We start from the raw sequence: 16,062 nt of genomic DNA on the forward strand, positions 1-16,062 counted from the left end.
TCGGTTCCCCGACTTGACCCGCGCCACCAGATCCGTAGCCTCGTTACCCATGCCCGGACTCAAGGAATACGCCGCGTGCGCGCCCGACCAGGACCTCTCGTGCCGCGTCATGTGGAAGATGACCGCCAACGAGACCGCGTCAGACGCCGCATCCTGGCTGATCGGGAAGCCGCTCGCGATCGCCGGCCTCATCATCATCGGGTTCGTCGCACGGTGGGTGATCAACAAGCTGATCGACCGGGTCGTGAAGCGCGCCGAGGACGGCGTGCTCCCCGGTCGGATGAGCCGGATGTCGGTGGGCCAGACCTCCGTCGGCGCCGCCCTCAAGCAGGCGGACCCGACGGCGGCCACCCGCCGCGTGCAGCGGGCCCGCACCATGGGGACGCTGCTCAAGAGCATCTCGTCCGGTGTGATCTTCACCATCGTGATGATCATGGCGATCTCGGAGCTCGGCTACGACATCGCACCGCTGATCGCCAGCGCCGGGATCCTCGGCGTCGCCCTCGGTTTCGGCGCCCAGAGCCTGGTGAAGGACTTCCTGTCCGGGATCTTCATGATCTTCGAGGACCAGTACGGCGTCGGTGACGTCGTCGACCTCGGCGAGGCCAGCGGCACCGTCGAGGCGGTGAGCCTGCGAGTGACCCGGCTCCGCGACGTGAACGGCACCGTCTGGTACGTCCGCAACGGCGAGATCATCCGGGTCGGCAACATGAGCCAGAACTGGGCGCGCACCGTGCTCGACGTCGGCGTCGACTACAGCGAGGACCTGGTCAAGGTCCGCAGCGTGCTCAAGGACGTCGCCCACGACCTGTGGGAGGACGAGGAGTTCAAGGGCCTGATCATCGAGGAGCCCGAGGTCTGGGGCGTCGAGGCGATCGGTCCGGAGGGGGTCACCGTCCGGGTCACCCTCAAGACCGCGCCCATGGAGCAGTGGGCGGTCGCCCGCGAGATGCGGCAGCGGATCAAGGCCCGCTTCGACTACGAGGGCATCGCGATCCCCTACCCGCACCAGGTGATCTGGCACCGCGACACGGCCACGCCGTCGGCCGGCGTGCGCGAGCCGCAGGAGTCGTCGGCCGGCGACGTCGCCACGTCCTAGCGCAAGACCTGGCCGCTCGACCCACAAGACCTGGCCGCTCGGCCGGAGCCGGACGCAGGACGGCGCCGGTCCGGGGAGTCCCAGCCGGCGCCGTCGTACGTCGCGTGGTCGCTCAGGCCAGCGAGGCCGACAGGGTGATCGTGGTGCCGGTGAGCGCCTGGCTGACCGGGCAGTTGGCCTTCGCGTCCTCGGCCGCGGCCACGAAGTCCTCCTCGCTGATCCCCTCGACGGTGCCGGTCACGGTGAGGTGGATCCCGGTGATTCCGGTGCCGGGGGTGAACTCGACGTCCGCCTTGGTGTCGAGCGAGGTTGGCGGGGTGCCGGCCTTGGCGAGGCCGTTGGAGAAGGCCATCGAGAAGCAGGCCGAGTGGGCGGCTGCGATGAGCTCCTCGGGGCTGGTCTTGCCGTTCGGCTCCTCGGCGCGAGCGGGCCACGAGACGTCGTACGTGCCGAGACCGCTGGACTCGAACGTCGTCTTGCCGGCGCCCTCGAACAGGGAGCCCTCCCAGCGGGTCGTGGCGGTGCGGGTGGTAGCCATCTGCGAATCGCTCCTTCGTCGGTGCGGGTGGTCGCTTGCGAGTCTTCCACGCCCGATTCGGAACCGGTGGGCCGCATCTGCACAATGGTCGGGTGACCAGTGAGGCGACGACGTTCTACGACGAGATCGGTGGGTACGACGTCATCCACCGCATCGTCGAGGTGTTCTACGAGGGCGTCGCGACCGACCCGGTGCTCCGACCGCTCTACCCCGAGGAGGACCTCGGCCCGGCCGAGGAGCGCTTCCGGATGTTCCTCGTGCAGTACTGGGGCGGCCCGACGACGTACTCCGAGCAGCGCGGGCACCCGCGGCTGCGCATGCGGCACGCGCCGTTCGCGGTGACCCCGCGCGCCAAGGAGCACTGGCTGACGCACTTCCGCGCGGGCCTGGACGCGGTCGACCTGACCCCGGAGCAGGACCAGCAGTTCTGGGACTACGTCACGCACGCGGCGCAGTTCATGGTCAACACGTTCGACGAGGACATCCCCGCCGGACCGAACCTGCTCTGACGGCTCGCGCGCTCAGCTGGTGCGGGCCAGCTCGGCCCGGAGCAGCTCCCGGTAGGCCTCGGGCGCCGGCGCCGCCCGCTGGGTGGCGGCGTCGAAGGTGACCGCCACGACCCGGGCCCGGCTGAGCAAGGTGTCGCCGTCACGGATCTCGGACTGGACGACGAACGACGACCGGCCGACGGCGGAGACCCAGCTGTGGACGTCGTACGGCTCGGGGCGGAAGAGGATCGGCACCTTGTAGTCGACGTCCATCTGCGCTATCACCAGCGGGACCTCGCGGTCGCCCGGGGCGGCGGCTTCCCAGACGCTCATGAGGTAGCGGATCCGGGCCTCCTGGAAGTACTCGAAGTACTTCACGTTGTTGACGTGCCCGTAGACGTCGACGTCGGAGAACCGGACGTGCAGCGGGTAGTGCCCGCCCGCCAGCTGCTTCGGCTCGCTGCGCTCGCGGACCGTGGCCAGCGGGTCGTCGCCGAGGAACCGCTCGAGCGTCGCCCGCTCGTCGGGGGTGATCCGGCGGGGACGCTCGTCGGCGAAGACGTACGGCGTGAGCACGGTCTTGGCCTGGGCGTAGACGGTCCGGCCACCGTCGTCGGCGTCGTCATAGATCTCGTAGGCCATCGTGAACGAGGCCGCGCGGATGTCGGTCACCCAGGACTCGATCTTCACCGGGTGGAGCCGGAAGGTCATCGGCGCCACGAAGCTCACCTCGTGCCGGACCACGACCACGCCCTCGGCCAGGTCCTCGGCCCGGCTGTCGGGCGCGTGGGTCAGGAGCATGTCGACCCGCGCCTCCTGCAGGTAGTCGACGTACGTCACGTTGTTGACGTGGCCGAGCAGGTCGAGGTCGGCCCAGCGGACGGGGCACTCGTAGACGTGGCGCACCCCCCGATGGTGTCAGACCGCCCGGCGGGCGCCGGGCGGGTCCTGCTCAGTGGGCGTGGGTGACGTGTCCGTAGTAGTCGCGCAGCGACTGGCGGCGCGAGCGGCGGGTCGTGCGGTGCCGGGCAAGGGTTCGCACACCGGGTGCGGCGAGGGTCGCGACACCGACCAGGCCGACCAGGGCGACGACGGCGACCAGGCCGACGAAGAGGCGGACGACGGCGGGGTCGAAGAGCTCGAAGGTCATGGCAGTTCTCCTCTCGGATGTTCTCTACGTATGTAGAAACTACATCTGTAGAAAGGCCGTGGCAAGACCAGCCGATAGTGTTCTGAACCACAGGCGCCCGGACGTCGACCGTCGCCAGGGACAGGCCGTCAGGACAGGAGGACCGGATGCTCGAGGCCGACCAGCTCAGCCCGCGCCGCCGGCTGCTCGTCGACGCCGCGATCGAGGTGGTCGCCGCCCACGGGCTGCGTGGGCTCACCCACCGCGCCGTGGACCGCCAGGCGGGACTCCCCGAGGGCAGCTGCTCGGCGTACCTCCGGACTCGCCACGCCATGATCAGCGCCCTGGGCAGCTACGTCGCGAGCCGGCTCACCACTGACGTCCGAGCCCTCAGGGATCAGCTGGCCGGCTGCACGGGAGACCACGAGCGGGCCGTCGAGCTGACCTCGGAGCTGTTCCTGCGCTGGCTCGATGCGCGCGCGCTCCTCGTCGCCAAGCTCGAGCTCACCATGGAGGCCACTCGAGACCCCCAGCTCGCCGCCGTCTTCACGACCTGGCGCAGCGAGCTCGTCGACGCCGTCGACGGGATCCTCGAGCAGGCCGGTCGGGACCGCGGCCAGAACCGCTCAGCGACGCTGGTGGCCGCGCTCGACGGGGTGCTCATGGGAGCGCTGCTCCAGCCCGCCACACGACGCCGCCCGTACGTCGAGGAGAGCGTCGCGCTGCTCCTCGGCGCGGTCACCGGCCATGAGGAATCCCACACGGTCGCGGGCGGCGCCCGGGGCTAGGGTGGCGTCGTCCCCAGCGATCCACCGCGGCGGTCCGGTGCGGCCCGCCCCGTCGAACGGAGTCTCCGCATGCCCGAAGCCGTCATCGTCTCCGCCGCCCGCACCCCGATCGGGCGCGCCAACAAGGGGTCGCTCAAGGACTTCCGTCCCGACGACCTCGCCGCCCTGATCGTCCGGGAGGCGCTGGCGAAGGTTCCGGCCCTGGAGCCCGCGGACGTCGACGACCTCTATCTCGGCTGCGGCCTCCCCGGCGGCGAGATGGGCTTCAACATGGGCCGCGTCGTCAACGTGATCAACGGGATGGACACCGTCCCGGCTGCGACCATCACCCGCTACTGCGCGTCGTCGGTGCAGACCACGCGGATGGCGTTCCACGCGATCCGGGCCGGCGAGGGCGACGTGTTCGTCTCCGCGGGCGTGGAGACCGTGTCCCGCTTCCGCAACGGCACCTCCGACCACATCCCCGGCACCCAGAACCCGCTCTTCGGCGACGCCGTCGCGCGGACCGAGAAGCAGGCGGAGGGCGGCCAGGTGTGGCACGACCCGCGCGAGGGCGGGGCACTCCCCGACGCCTACATCGCGATGGGTCAGACCGCGGAGAACCTCGCCAGCCAGCGCGGCCTCGACCGCAAGGAGCTCGACGAGTTCGGCGTCCGGTCGCAGAACCTCGCCGAGAAAGCCATCGCCGACGGCTTCTGGGCGCGCGAGATCACGCCGGTCACGACGCCGGACGGCACGGTGGTCACCGCCGACGACGGCCCGCGCGCGGGCGTCACCTACGACGCGGTGTCGCAGCTCCAGCCGGTCTTCCGGCCCGACGGCGTGGTCACCGCCGGCAACTGCTGCCCGCTCAACGACGGCGCCGCCGCGGTGGTCGTCATGTCGGACACCAAGGCCGCCGAGCTCGGGCTGACCCCGCTGGCGCGGATCGTCTCCACCGGCGTGTCCGGCCTCTCCCCCGAGATCATGGGCCTCGGCCCGGTCGAGGCGACGAAGAAGGCCCTCGCCAACGCCGGCATGTCGATCGGCGACATCGACCTGGTCGAGATCAACGAGGCGTTCGCGGCGCAGGTCGTGCCGTCGTACCAGGACCTCGGGATCGACCTCGACAAGCTCAACGTCAACGGCGGCGCGATCGCCATCGGCCACCCGTTCGGCATGACCGGCGCCCGGCTCCAGAACACGATGCTCAACTCGCTGGACTGGCACGACAAGAGCACTGGCCTGATCACGATGTGCGTCGGCGGCGGCCAGGGCATGGCCCTGATCCTCGAGCGGGTCTGACCCCGGCCCGGACGTCAGCCGTCCACGAAACCGTCGAACGCCTGGCCGCGGTGCGCGGCCAGGCGTTCGCCCTGCTCGGCCACGCCGTCGGGCATGTCGCCTCCGGACCACATGGTCACGGCGAGGCGGAGCTTCCTGCCCGACGAGCGGGGCCGCCAGGACCCGACCACCTCGTGGCCGGCGAGCACCCCGCCCGGGCGGCCGAGCACCCGCCACAGGTCCTTGCGGGCCGCCGGGTCCGGCACCACGAGCTCGCGGTCGCGGCCCTGCAGGAACAGGTCGAACGGGCCGAGCAGCAGCACCCCGTCGACCGGCACCGGGTCGCGCAGCGCCGCGACGTCGTCCGCGAGCGCGTCCAGCGTCGTGCCCTCGACCTCGACCGGCTCGACGTCCTCGGGCCAGTGCGCCCTGATCTCCTTCACCGGCGCGTCGACGTACGCCGCGACCTGCTGCGGCGTGGACGGCCCGAGCAGCCGGAGCGCCGCCCGGACCGGGTCCAGGTGCGCGGGCACGCTCCGCGCCGGGCCGCGCCAGCCCGGGATCCGGTGCAGCACCGGCGGTGACGTGCCCGGCTCGAGCTCCAGCCCGGCCCGCAGCGCGGAGAGCCGGAACGTCTGCTCGTAGGAGTGCGTGGCCTGGCACGGCCGGCACCAGCGGAGGTACGGCGCGTCCAGCCGCTCGGTCAGCGCGCTCGACAGGTCGCCCTTCCCGGTCGGCTCGGTGACGATGTCGCGCATCTCGGCGGCCACCCGGTCGAGGGCGTCGAGCACCGGGATGCCGGCCTCCCGCAACGGCTTCGACGCGTCGAAGACCCGCTTGGCGGCGTCCGCCTCGCTGAGCGGCGCCACCGCGGCGGCGACGTGGGCGCCCTCGGCCCGACGGTAGAAGTGCGGCGCCCCGCGCAGCGTCCAGGCGAGCACCAGCTCCTCGGCCGGGACCGTGCACCCGCGCAGCGCCAGCGCCCACGCTGCGCCGTCCGGACCGGTGTCCTGGGCACCCAGGTCGAGGATGCTCGCGTCGTCCCCGGGACCGGAGCCGTCGAGCTGTGGGCGTGCACGCGGTGACGGAGGACGGCGTCGCGGGTGACCTGCATGCGACCATCGTGCGCCACGCCGCGGACACGGTTTCAGGAGTGCCACGCCCTAGACTGCTGACCGTGACCGACACTCGGGCCCGTTGGCTTGACCAGGACCAGCAGCACACCTGGCGCGCCTACCTGGTCGGGCAGACCCTCCTCATGGACCGACTCGACGACGAGCTGCGCGAGGCCTTCGGCATCGGCCTCAACGAGTACGAAGTGCTGGTCCGGCTCTCCGAGGCCGACCAGCACGCGCTCCGGATGTCGACCCTCGCCGACGCGATGCGCTTCAGCCGCAGCCGGATCACGCACACGATCTCGCGCATGGAGGCGGCCGGCTGGGTCGAGCGCTGCAAGTCCGGCGACGACGGCCGGGGCATCGTCGCGCAGCTCACCGACCAGGGGTACGCCCTGCTGGTCGAGGCCGCGCCTACGCACGTCACCGGAGTGCGCGAGCACCTCGTCGACATCGCCGACGCCGACGACTTCGCCGCCATGGGCCGGGTCATGGACGCGGTCGTGGACAAGCTCAGTGCCGCGCACCCCGAGGTCGACATCCGCTGACCCGGCGGGTCACGGGACAGGATTCCAGGATGCTCTTCCACTTCCATCTCGAGACCCGGGCCACCCCTGCCCAGGTCCTCACGGCGTTCACGGACTTCTCCGACCAGCGGCTCACGACCTGGCGCCGGACCCTCGATCCCGCGAAGTACCGCCTCGTCGAGCAGGGCGACACCTGGGCGGTGGCCCGGGAGGGTAGCGCAGGTACGGCCATCTGGGTGCAGCTCCGCTACGAGTGGCCGGACTCTCGGCACATCCACTGGGACCTGCTGGACAGCGACCACTGCGACGCGGGCACCGGCGACATCGACATCCACGGCCTGCCCGATGGCGGCAGTCGGCTCGAGTGCGCCGTCGACCACCACGACCCGCGCGGGCTGCGCGGCAGTGCGATCCTGCTCGGGCAACGGCTCATCGGTCCGGTCGCGTTCCCGCGCCTGTGGCGCTCCGCCCTCGACGCGTACGCCGACTCCCACCACTGACCCGGCACATCCTGTGCCGACTCACCACGCAAGATCGACGGTGACCCGGCACATCTTGTGCCGGGTCACCGTGGGTGGAGCGGGGTGGCTGTGGAGGACGGGGGTCAGTCGCGGGTCAGGCGGCGGTGCGTGACCCGGTGCGGGCGGGCCGCCTCGACGCCGAGGCGCTCGACCTTGTTCTCCTCGTAGGCCGCGAAGTTGCCCTCGAACCAGAACCAGCTCGCCGGGTCCTCCTCGTCGCCCTCCCAGGCGAGGATGTGGGTGGCGACGCGGTCGAGGAACCACCGGTCGTGGGAGGTGACCACGGCACAGCCCGGGAAGTCGAGCAGCGCGTCCTCGAGCGAGGACAGGGTCTCGACGTCGAGGTCGTTGGTCGGCTCGTCGAGCAGCAGCAGGTTGCCACCCATCTTCAGCGTGAGCGCGAGGTTGAGACGGTTGCGCTCACCGCCGGACAGGACGCCGGCCTTCTTCTGCTGGTCCGGGCCCTTGAACCCGAACGACGCGACGTACGCACGGGAGTTCATCTCGAAGTTCGCGACCTTGATGAAGTCGAGCCCGTCGGAGACCACCTCCCAGACGTTCTTGATGGGGTCGATGCCGCCACGGCTCTGGTCGACGTACGAGATCTTCACGGTCTGCCCGACGGTGAGGTCGCCCTCGTCGGGCTGCTCCTGGTCGGTGATCATCCGGAACAGGGTCGTCTTGCCGACGCCGTTCGGGCCGATCACGCCGACGATGCCGGCGCGCGGCAGCGAGAACGACAGGTCGTGCATGAGCGTGCGGCCCTCGAAGCCCTTGCCGAGACCCTTCGCCTCGAGCACCACGTCACCGAGCCTCGGACCGGCCGGGATGTTGATCTCGGAGGTGTCGATCTTGCGCATCCGGTCGGCCTCGGCCGCCATCTCCTCGTAGCGCTGGAGGCGCGCCTTGCTCTTGGCCTGGCGTGCCTTCGGGTTCGACCGGACCCACTCCAGCTCCTTCTCGAGCATCCGGGCGCGCTTGGCGTCCTTCTGGCCCTCGATCTTGAGGCGGTCCTTCTTGGTCTCGAGGTACGTCGAGTAGTTGCCCTCGTACGGGTGCGTCTTGCCACGGTCGAGCTCGAGGATCCACTGCGCGACGTTGTCGAGGAAGTACCGGTCGTGGGTCACGGCGAGGACGGCGCCCGGGTACGACGCGAGGTGGCCCTCGAGCCACTGGACGGACTCGGCGTCGAGGTGGTTGGTGGGCTCGTCGAGCAGCAGCAGGTCGGGCTGCTGCAGCAGCAGCTTGCACAGCGCCACGCGGCGCCGCTCACCACCGGACAGGTTGTCGACCAGCACGTCGGCAGGCGGGCAGCGCAGCGCGTCCATGGCCTGGTCGAGCCGGCTGTCGAGGTCCCATGCGTTGGCGTGGTCGAGGTCGGTCTGCAGGTCGCCCATCTCGGCGAGGAGCTTGTCGTAGTCCGCGTCGGGGTCCGCGAGCTCCTCGGAGATCTTGTTGAAGCGATCGAGCTTCCCCTTGATCTCGTGGACCGCCTCCTCGACGTTCTCGAGGACGGTCTTGCCCTCGCTCAGCGGCGGCTCCTGCTGGAGCATGCCGACCGTGGCGTCGGGGTCGAGGATCGCGTCGCCGTTGTTGGCGTGGTCGAGCCCGGCCATGATCTTCAGCAGCGTCGACTTGCCCGTGCCGTTCGGACCGACGACGCCGATCTTGGCGCCGTGGAGGAAGGACAGGGTCACGTTGTCGAGGACAACCTTGTCGCCGTGCGCCTTGCGCACGTTGCGCAGTGTGAAGACATAGTCAGCCATGGCCGTGAGCCTACGGCGCGGCTGTCCGGTGGCTCCAATCGGGCGGGCTGCGCGGACCCCGCTCGGGACACCTCACGCCGCGGTGCCGTCGGTCGCGGGGTCGGGCGCAGCGCCCTCCTCCCGGGCGACCGCCTCCCCGTCGATGCTGCTGACCTGCGGCCCGGCGTTGCCGAGCGCGGCGTTGTGCTCGCGCAGCTCGGCGTCGTCGGGCTCGGCCGGGCGCACCTGCTTGGTGAACGCGCTGGTGCCGCGGGAGAGGTCGTGGCCGACGCTGACCGCCTCGATCACCAGCGTCACCCGCTCGTGGCCGTCCTGGTCCTTCCACACCTGGGAGGTGAGCCGGCCGTGCACCACGACCGGGTCGGCCCGGCGCAGCGAGGAGGCGCAGTGCTCCCCCAGCGCCCGCCACGCGTTGACGGTGAACCAGGTGGTGTCGCCGTCGGTCCAGGCGCGGTCGCGGCGGCTCCAGTAGCGCGGTGTCGACGCCACCCGGAACGTCGCCACCGGGGCCTCGCCCGCCTGCCTGAGCTCCACGTCGTTGCCCAGCCAGCCCTGCACGGTCACAAAGGTCTCGTTCATCGGCTTCTCACTCCTGTCGTCGGTGCCCTTGCGACGACAAGGCTGCGCGCGACCGCCGACGCCGGCGGCGCGCCGGCGTACGGCCTGTGGAGAACCGGCCGGCGACCCGTGCCTGTGCACGGAAACCGGGTCAGGAGAGGGCGTCGTTGAGCCCGTGGCGGACCTTGTTGTAGGCCTCGAGCTCGGCGTCGATCGGCTTGGTGACCAGGTCCGCGATCACGGAGCGGATGCCGGTCCGCAGCCGCCGGTCGGCGGCATGCGCGCGGGCCCGGGCGGTGAACGCCACCAGCACCCAGCAGAGCACGCCCAGCAGCACGCCCAGCAGCACGCCACCGAGCAGCATCAGCGTGGGCACCGGGACCCCGATCACCGACGGGGTCTCGGGCTCGGGCAGCTTGAGGTAGGACATCACCGCCAGCACCGCCAACCAGCCGGCTCCGGCCACCGCCGAGGTGATCAGCAGCCACTGGAGCACGCGCACGACGCCCGCCCAGACCGGGATCCGGGCGACGCCCAGGTCGGTGCCGGCGAGGGTGGAGTCGAGCCGGTCTCCGATGTCGTCGAGGTGCTGGACCGACGCCCTGCGCACCGCGTCCTGCCACGGCCGGTGGAGGTCCTTCGCGACGTCGTCGGCCAGACCGCGCACGGCGGCGTCGACGCGGGCCCGCTGCACCCTGGTCGGCTCGGGCACCGAGGTCCGCGCCGCCTTCGTCAGCGCCCTGCCCTCGCTGCCGAGGTCGAGGTGCAGCCGCCTGAGCGGGTCGGGTCGCAACCGGGAGAGCCACGACGTGACCGGCCAGCCGGTGGCCCGGCGGGCGCGCAGGCGGGTGGAGGCAGCCACGGCGTCGACCACGATCGGCACCCCGGCCGCGTCCGCGAACGACTCCTCGAGCTCGGCGGTGCGGTCACGGGCCGGCGTACCGGGCCGGCCGGTGCCGGACGCCGTCGCCATCGCGCCGGCAGCAGCGCGGACGTCGGCCTGGAGCCGGGTGCGCATCGCCTTCTTGGACGTGGCCCGCTCGACCATCTCGTCCTTGAGCCGGTCGAGGCCGATGCCGTGCCGGGCACTGATCGCCAGCACCGGGACGTCGGCCAGGCCGTCCTGGTCGAGCAGCCGGCGTACGTCGGCCAGCATCGCCTCGCGACGGTCCTCGGGCACGGTGTCGATGTGGTTGAGCACCACCATGGTCACGTCGCCGTAGCCGGAGAGCTTCTTGAGGTAGCGGTCGTGGATCGCGGCGTCGGCGTACTTCTGCGGGTCGAGGACCCACACCAGCAGGTCGGCGAGCTTCACCAGACGGTCGACCTCGAGGTGGTGGGAGACCTCGGTGGAGTCGTGGTCGGGCAGGTCGAGCAGCACGGTGCCGTCGAGGCGCCGGTCCTCGCGGCCGACGTCGAGCATCGAGTCGCGGGTGACCTGGTGCCGGGCCGGGATGCCCAGCCACTCCAGCAGCTCCGGGGCGCCCTCGGTGCCCCACACGCAGGCAGTGGCCCACGACGTGGTGGGGCGGCGTACGCCGACCGCGGAGAGCTCCAGCCCGGTGAGCGCGTTGAAGGTCGACGACTTGCCGGACCCGGTGGCGCCGGCGATCGCGATGATCGTGTGGTCGGCGGTGAGCAGGAGCCGGCCCGAGGCACGGTCGACGACCTCCTGCGCGGCGTCGACGAGCTCGTCGTCGAGGCGCCCGCGGGCGTTGGTCACCGCGGTCTCGAGCCCGGCGACCAGGGCACCGACGTCGGAGGACCGGGAGACCAGCTTCTTGGCTCCCTCCAGCAAGGTCGTCATCTGCTCCCTCTGAGCGCACACGGGTGGGGCAACAACTGTAGAGGTCGGGTAGTGCGGCCTTCTATTCGGCCGGTTGTTCGGCGTGGCCCTCCGCGTGGCCGTGGGGGTGCGCCGCCCGCTCCTCGCGGACGTCGACCGCGCGCCGCGCGAACCACTCGTCGTCGACGCGCCGCGCGGCGTTCCGCAGCCGGTCCGGGGCCGCCCGGTCGACGGCGAGGGAGTCGAGCAGCGCGGTCCAGCGGCCCCGCTCGCCTGCCATCAGCTCGACGACCCGGCGGTCGAGGTCCTCGCGGGCGCGGGCGGCGAGAGTGCGCACGGCCTGGTCGCCGAAGACCGCCTCGAGCAGCTTCTGCCCGAGCACCGCCGAGCCGCCGGCGATCCCGGCCTCGGCGCCGGTGAGGCCGGCGGTGTGGGCGAAGACCACCACCATGAGCGCCACCGACAGCCCGTTGACGCCGAACGCCAGGAACCGCGCGGTGGTGCGCTTCTCGGCGCCCTCCGTGCGGACCATGTCGAGCACGCCCTGCTGCCAGTCACGCACCGTGCGCTCGGCCTGGCGTCGGAACTCCCGCGACGCCCGGCCGATGTCCTGCGGGGCGCCCTCCAGGAGTGCGCGGCCCGGGCCGACGGAGTGCCAGGAGGCCTCGGCCCGCTCGGCGGCGGCCTCGGCGTGCTCGAGCAGCAGCGTCTCGAGGCCGCTCTCGACGGCGACGGTGACCCGCTCGACCTGGGCCGGCTTGCCGCGGACGGCGCCGACCACCCGGTCGCGCACCCGCCCGACCCGGGACTCCAGGGACTTGAGCAGCTCGCCGGTGCCGACGAACTCCTGCCAGCGGGCAAGCACCTCGCCGCGGAGCAGCGTGCCGTCGGCGCTGGCCTTGTTGACCGCCTCCAGCGCGCCGTCGTACGCCGCGTCCACCTGCTGGCGCAGCGACGTCGCGGCGGCGGTCTGCTCGTCGAGTGCGTCGGCGACGAGGTAGGCCCGCCGGGAGACCGAGCGGATGGCACCCTCGAGGGTCTGCTTGACGACCGCACCGCGGGCATCGGTGTCGGCGGCGAGCGACTGGAGCCAGCCGCGGATGTCGGCGACCGCCTCGGGGGGCAGCAGCCCCTCGTCGCTCACCTTCCCCTCGCGGACCACGAACAGCGGCGAGTCCTTGAGGCCTCGGCTCGCGAGCATCCGGGCGAGGTGCGACGAGACCGTCTCGACGGCCTCGTCGGGGGTGCGGTCGAGCACGATCGCCACGGCGGTGCTGCGCTCGGCGGCCTGGCGGAGGAAGCCCCACGGCACCTGGTCGGCGTACCGCGCCGCGGAGGTGACGAAGAGCCACAGGTCGGCGGCGGCGAGCAGCTGCGCGGCCAGCGTCCGGTTGCGCTCCTCGACCGAGTCGACGTCGGGGGCGTCCAGGATCGCCAGTCCCGACGGGACGGAGTCGGCGGGCACCAGCTGGAGGGCGTGGCTGTCGGTGGTGGGCCGGTCGGTGCGCTCGAGGTCGGGAAGCACCCGCTCCTGGCCGAACCACCTGCCGTCCTCCGGGTGGTGCACCAGGACCGGCGAGCGGGTGGTCGGACGCAGCAGCCCGGGCTCGGTGACCCGCCGGCCGACCAGGGAGTTCACCAGCGTCGACTTGCCGGCGCCCGTGGAGCCGCCGACGACCGTCAGCAGCGGCGCGTCGATCGTCATCAGCCGCGGGATGACGTAGTCCTCGAGCTGGTCGACCATCTCGGTGCGGGACTGCCGCTGGCCGTCGGCACCGGGCACCTCAAGCGGCAGCTCGGCCTGCTGGAGCGTGTGGTGGAGCTGCACCAGTGCGGTCAGCATCTCCTCGGACTGGATCTTCACCGGAGCACCCTTCCGTGCGCCCCCGGGAACGAGATGTACGGACGCGCGGCCTGCATGCGGTCCACGAATCCCTGGCCGCGGGCCGAGAAGTTGCGGGGAGCGGTGCCGCGCAGGAAGCGGTGGTGCAGGAACGCGAGCTCGATCGCGGCCTGCTGGTAGCTGCGCATGGCGGCCAGGCCGTCCGGGCCGCCGTGGACGCGTGCGAACTGGCGGGCCCGGCGACGGGCGCCGAGGTTCACGAGGTGCGGGATGTCGTCGTACGGCAGGAGGCCGCGCAGCGCCGCGTCCGCCAGCGCTCCCTGCAGGATCCGGGCCTCCCGGGAGCGGGCCCAGACCGCCAGGAACGTCAGCGTGACGAACACCGGGACCATGACGATGGCGTAGACGGCGAAGAAGCCTGCTCCGTCGGCGAGCAGCGTGGAGGAGTTCCAGAGGGCGTGGGCGAGCACCGCGACGCAGTACCCCAGGAACGGCGCGAGCACGCGTACGACGCGCGAACGGCTGGTGATCGCGATGCCGACCCCGATGCCGGTGAACGCCGTGAAGAGCGGGTGCGCGAACGGGCTGGCGATGCAGCGCAGGACGAACGTGAACCCGAGCTCCTCGATGCCGCCCGGGCCGGCCCCGTCGGTGCCGTTGTACGCCGCCGCGAGGTAGAGGATGTTCTCGGTGAAGGCGAAGCCGATGCCGACCATCCCGGCGTACACGATGCCGTCGAGGACGCCGTCGAGCTCGTTGCGGCGCCACACCAGCAACAGCACCAGGAACAGCCCCTTGGTGGCCTCCTCGGTGATCGGCGCGACCAGCGAGAGCCTCTCCGTGTCGGTGAAGCCGGCGACCAGCCCGCCGAGCCCCTGGAGCACCAGCGCCAGCAGGGTCGCGACGAAGGCGCCCCACGCGAGCCCGGTCACCAGCAGCGAGCGGGGTTCGGGCTCGTAGCGGTCCAGCCAGAGGTAGCAGGCCACCAGCGGACCCACCGGGACCAGCGCGAAGAGGGCCGCCAGGACGACCGTCGTACCCCCGCCGGAGAGGGCGATCACCAGCGCGATCGGCACCGCCGCAACGGCCGCGATCGACGACACGACGGCCGCGAACACGACGTTCTCGTTGCGGGGGGAAGGCATGGGGCGAAGCGTAACGTGGCTCGGAGAGGCCCCCGCGTATGGTGGAGCCGTGACCGAGAACGAACTCACCGAGGGCTCCCACGCCGAGTCCCTGCACACCTCCACCGAGCCCGAGGGGCACGACCCCAAGGTCCCCGAGGCCTGGTCGGCGTTCATGCGCCAGGGGTGGGGTGACCGCGAGCTCGACCTCCCGCCGCACCCGATCACGCCGTACGCCGCCGCCCGCCGGGCGAAGCTGGCCGACACGTTCCCGGGCGAACGGCTGGTGATCCCGGCCGGTGGCTACAAGGTGCGCGCCTACGACACCGACTACCGCTTCCGTGCGGACACCGCCCATGCCTACCTCTCCGGCAACCTGACCTCCGACGCGGTGCTGGTCGTCGACGGCGGCGAGGCGGTGCTCTACGCGCGTCCCCGCTCCGACCGCGACACCGACGAGTTCTTCCGCGACCGCCAGTACGGCGAGCTGTGGGCCGGTCGCCGCCCCTCCCTGAAGGAGATGTCCGACTCGCTCGGGCTCACCTGCCGGCACATCGACGACCTGCCCGGCGCCCTGCGCGCCTCCGGCAAGACCCGCGTGCTGCGCGGCGTGGACGACCGCGTCGACGCCCTGGTGACGGGAGACGAGGGTCTCGACCGCGAGTTCTCGCGGGTGCTCTCCGAGATGCGCCTGGTCAAGGACGAGTGGGAGCTCGGCGAGCTGCAGGCCGCCTGCGACGCCACCACGCTGGGTTTCGAGGACTCGGTCGCCGACTGGGCCAACGTCCTGAAGTACGGCGAGCGCTGGATCGAGGGCACGTTCTTCCGCCGGGCCCGCGCGATGGGCAACGACATCGGCTACGACTCGATCGTCGGCGGCGGCAAGCACGCCACCACGCTGCACTGGATCGAGAACTCCGGGTCGATCACACCCGGCGAGCTGGTGCTGCTCGACATGGGCGTCGAGGGCCACAACCTCTACACGGCGGACGTCACCCGAACGCTGCCGGTCAACGGCAGGTTCACGCCGCTGCAGCGCGACCTCTACTCCCTCGTCTACGCCGCCCAGGAGGCCGGCATCGCGGCCGTGCGTCCCGGCGTGGCCTTCCGCGAACCGCACAACGCCGCGATGACCGTGCTCGCGCACGGGCTCGGCGACCTCGGCCTGCTGCCGGTCTCGGTCGAGGAGGCGCTGGACCCGGACTCCAAGGTCTACTCCCGCTGGACCCTGCACGGCACCAGCCACATGCTCGGGATGGACGTGCACGACTGCGGGCAGGCCTCTCCCGAGGCGTACGCCGAGGGCACCCTCGACGCGGGCATGGTGCTGACCGTCGAGCCGGGGCTCTACTTCCAGGAGGACGACCTGCTCGTCCCCGAGGAGCTCCGCGGCATCGGCATCCGGATCGAGGACGACGTCGTGGTCACCGACACCGGCTGGACCAACCTCTCTGAGTCCCTGCCCCGCGAGCCGGGCGAGGTCGAGGCGTGGATGGGCCGCCTGAAGGGCTGACGGG

The 16,062-nt window shown here is 71.8% G+C and carries 16 protein-coding genes; 7 read left to right on the forward strand and 9 right to left on the reverse strand.

The features are described 5' to 3' along the window. The first annotated feature begins 49 nt into the window (after positions 1-49). Positions 50-1,099 (forward strand): mechanosensitive ion channel family protein, encoded by a 1,050-nt coding sequence (locus EKO23_RS00775; protein WP_246050830.1) that lies wholly within the window; start codon positions 50-52, stop codon positions 1,097-1,099. Between the two features lie 112 nt (positions 1,100-1,211). Here EKO23_RS00775 and EKO23_RS00780 read toward each other — a convergent pair whose 3' ends face one another. After that, the gene (locus EKO23_RS00780; protein WP_134713069.1) at positions 1,212-1,637 is read right to left on the reverse strand and encodes an OsmC family peroxiredoxin; all 426 of its coding nucleotides are present in this window, start codon (positions 1,635-1,637) and stop codon (positions 1,212-1,214) included. Between the two features lie 92 nt (positions 1,638-1,729). Between EKO23_RS00780 and EKO23_RS00785 the strand changes: the two genes are divergently transcribed. Continuing rightward, on the forward strand, positions 1,730-2,146 hold the full coding sequence (locus EKO23_RS00785) for a globin (protein ID WP_134713071.1): 417 nt from the start codon (positions 1,730-1,732) through the stop codon (positions 2,144-2,146). A gap of 12 nt (positions 2,147-2,158) precedes the next feature. Here EKO23_RS00785 and EKO23_RS00790 read toward each other — a convergent pair whose 3' ends face one another. Both EKO23_RS00790 and EKO23_RS00795 read right to left on the reverse strand, forming a co-directional pair. Further along, a complete protein-coding gene (locus EKO23_RS00790; RefSeq protein ID WP_134713072.1) occupies positions 2,159-3,031 on the reverse strand; it encodes an acyl-CoA thioesterase in 873 nt (290 codons plus the stop codon). A 46-nt stretch (positions 3,032-3,077) separates the two neighbouring features. Next, on the reverse strand, positions 3,078-3,275 hold the full coding sequence (locus tag EKO23_RS00795; protein WP_134713074.1) for a hypothetical protein: 198 nt from the start codon (positions 3,273-3,275) through the stop codon (positions 3,078-3,080). A 146-nt stretch (positions 3,276-3,421) separates the two neighbouring features. Here EKO23_RS00795 and EKO23_RS00800 point away from each other — a divergent pair, with 146 nt between their 5' ends. Further along, a complete protein-coding gene (locus EKO23_RS00800; RefSeq protein ID WP_134713076.1) occupies positions 3,422-4,042 on the forward strand; it encodes a TetR/AcrR family transcriptional regulator in 621 nt (206 codons plus the stop codon). Positions 4,043-4,111: 69 nt separating this feature from the next. Beyond that, complete coding sequence (locus EKO23_RS00805) at positions 4,112-5,326, forward strand: acetyl-CoA C-acetyltransferase (RefSeq protein WP_134713078.1); 1,215 nt, start codon at positions 4,112-4,114, stop codon at positions 5,324-5,326. Between the two features lie 14 nt (positions 5,327-5,340). On the opposite strand, the gene EKO23_RS00810 is transcribed toward EKO23_RS00805, so the two are convergent. Then, positions 5,341-6,465 carry a DNA glycosylase AlkZ-like family protein gene (locus EKO23_RS00810; RefSeq protein ID WP_217702390.1) on the reverse strand — a complete coding sequence of 375 codons (1,125 nt, stop codon included), beginning with the start codon at positions 6,463-6,465 and terminating at the stop codon, positions 5,341-5,343. 17 nt (positions 6,466-6,482) lie between these two features. On the opposite strand from EKO23_RS00810, the gene EKO23_RS00815 reads away from it, so the two are divergent. Both EKO23_RS00815 and EKO23_RS00820 read left to right on the forward strand, forming a co-directional pair. Further along, the gene (locus EKO23_RS00815) at positions 6,483-6,968 is read left to right on the forward strand and encodes a MarR family winged helix-turn-helix transcriptional regulator (RefSeq protein WP_246050831.1); all 486 of its coding nucleotides are present in this window, start codon (positions 6,483-6,485) and stop codon (positions 6,966-6,968) included. Between the two features lie 29 nt (positions 6,969-6,997). After that, complete coding sequence (locus tag EKO23_RS00820; protein ID WP_134713080.1) at positions 6,998-7,447, forward strand: SRPBCC family protein; 450 nt, start codon at positions 6,998-7,000, stop codon at positions 7,445-7,447. Between the two features lie 104 nt (positions 7,448-7,551). Here the strand turns inward: EKO23_RS00820 and ettA are convergent, their stop codons facing one another. From ettA to EKO23_RS00845, 5 genes are all read right to left on the reverse strand, one after another. Beyond that, a complete protein-coding gene (gene ettA, locus EKO23_RS00825) occupies positions 7,552-9,234 on the reverse strand; it encodes an energy-dependent translational throttle protein EttA (RefSeq protein ID WP_134713082.1) in 1,683 nt (560 codons plus the stop codon). A 72-nt stretch (positions 9,235-9,306) separates the two neighbouring features. Continuing rightward, on the reverse strand, positions 9,307-9,813 hold the full coding sequence (locus EKO23_RS00830; protein ID WP_134713084.1) for a single-stranded DNA-binding protein: 507 nt from the start codon (positions 9,811-9,813) through the stop codon (positions 9,307-9,309). Positions 9,814-9,943: 130 nt separating this feature from the next. Then, the gene (locus EKO23_RS00835; protein WP_134713085.1) at positions 9,944-11,599 is read right to left on the reverse strand and encodes a GTPase; all 1,656 of its coding nucleotides are present in this window, start codon (positions 11,597-11,599) and stop codon (positions 9,944-9,946) included. Between the two features lie 61 nt (positions 11,600-11,660). Next, positions 11,661-13,442 (reverse strand): dynamin family protein, encoded by a 1,782-nt coding sequence (locus EKO23_RS00840; protein ID WP_246050832.1) that lies wholly within the window; start codon positions 13,440-13,442, stop codon positions 11,661-11,663. Beyond that, positions 13,439-14,566, reverse strand: coding sequence for a PrsW family intramembrane metalloprotease (locus EKO23_RS00845; RefSeq protein ID WP_134713087.1), 1,128 nt, complete (start codon positions 14,564-14,566; stop codon positions 13,439-13,441). The genes EKO23_RS00840 and EKO23_RS00845 overlap by 4 nt, the downstream gene beginning before the upstream one ends. A 154-nt stretch (positions 14,567-14,720) precedes the next feature. On the opposite strand from EKO23_RS00845, the gene EKO23_RS00850 reads away from it, so the two are divergent. Beyond that, positions 14,721-16,058, forward strand: a complete 1,338-nt coding sequence (locus tag EKO23_RS00850) for an aminopeptidase P family protein (RefSeq protein WP_246050842.1) — start codon at positions 14,721-14,723, stop codon at positions 16,056-16,058. Positions 16,059-16,062 lie beyond the last annotated feature (4 nt).

It is taken from the genome of Nocardioides guangzhouensis (genome assembly GCF_004519545.1).
GTDB lineage: Bacteria > Actinomycetota > Actinomycetes > Propionibacteriales > Nocardioidaceae > Nocardioides > Nocardioides guangzhouensis.

What these genes read in the sequence shown, in the direction of transcription:
- EKO23_RS00775 (WP_246050830.1), top strand. Translation starts at nt 50, where the DNA reads ATGCCCGGACTCAAGGAATACGCCGCGTGCGCGCCCGACCAGGACCTC.
- EKO23_RS00780 (WP_134713069.1), bottom strand. Translation starts at nt 1,637, where the DNA reads ATGGCTACCACCCGCACCGCCACGACCCGCTGGGAGGGCTCCCTGTTC.
- EKO23_RS00795 (WP_134713074.1), bottom strand. Translation starts at nt 3,275, where the DNA reads ATGACCTTCGAGCTCTTCGACCCCGCCGTCGTCCGCCTCTTCGTCGGC.
- EKO23_RS00800 (WP_134713076.1), top strand. Translation starts at nt 3,422, where the DNA reads ATGCTCGAGGCCGACCAGCTCAGCCCGCGCCGCCGGCTGCTCGTCGAC.
- EKO23_RS00805 (WP_134713078.1), top strand. Translation starts at nt 4,112, where the DNA reads ATGCCCGAAGCCGTCATCGTCTCCGCCGCCCGCACCCCGATCGGGCGC.
- EKO23_RS00820 (WP_134713080.1), top strand. Translation starts at nt 6,998, where the DNA reads ATGCTCTTCCACTTCCATCTCGAGACCCGGGCCACCCCTGCCCAGGTC.
- ettA (WP_134713082.1), bottom strand. Translation starts at nt 9,234, where the DNA reads ATGGCTGACTATGTCTTCACACTGCGCAACGTGCGCAAGGCGCACGGC.
- EKO23_RS00830 (WP_134713084.1), bottom strand. Translation starts at nt 9,813, where the DNA reads ATGAACGAGACCTTTGTGACCGTGCAGGGCTGGCTGGGCAACGACGTG.
- EKO23_RS00835 (WP_134713085.1), bottom strand. Translation starts at nt 11,599, where the DNA reads ATGACGACCTTGCTGGAGGGAGCCAAGAAGCTGGTCTCCCGGTCCTCC.
- EKO23_RS00845 (WP_134713087.1), bottom strand. Translation starts at nt 14,566, where the DNA reads ATGCCTTCCCCCCGCAACGAGAACGTCGTGTTCGCGGCCGTCGTGTCG.
- EKO23_RS00850 (WP_246050842.1), top strand. Translation starts at nt 14,721, where the DNA reads ATGCGCCAGGGGTGGGGTGACCGCGAGCTCGACCTCCCGCCGCACCCG.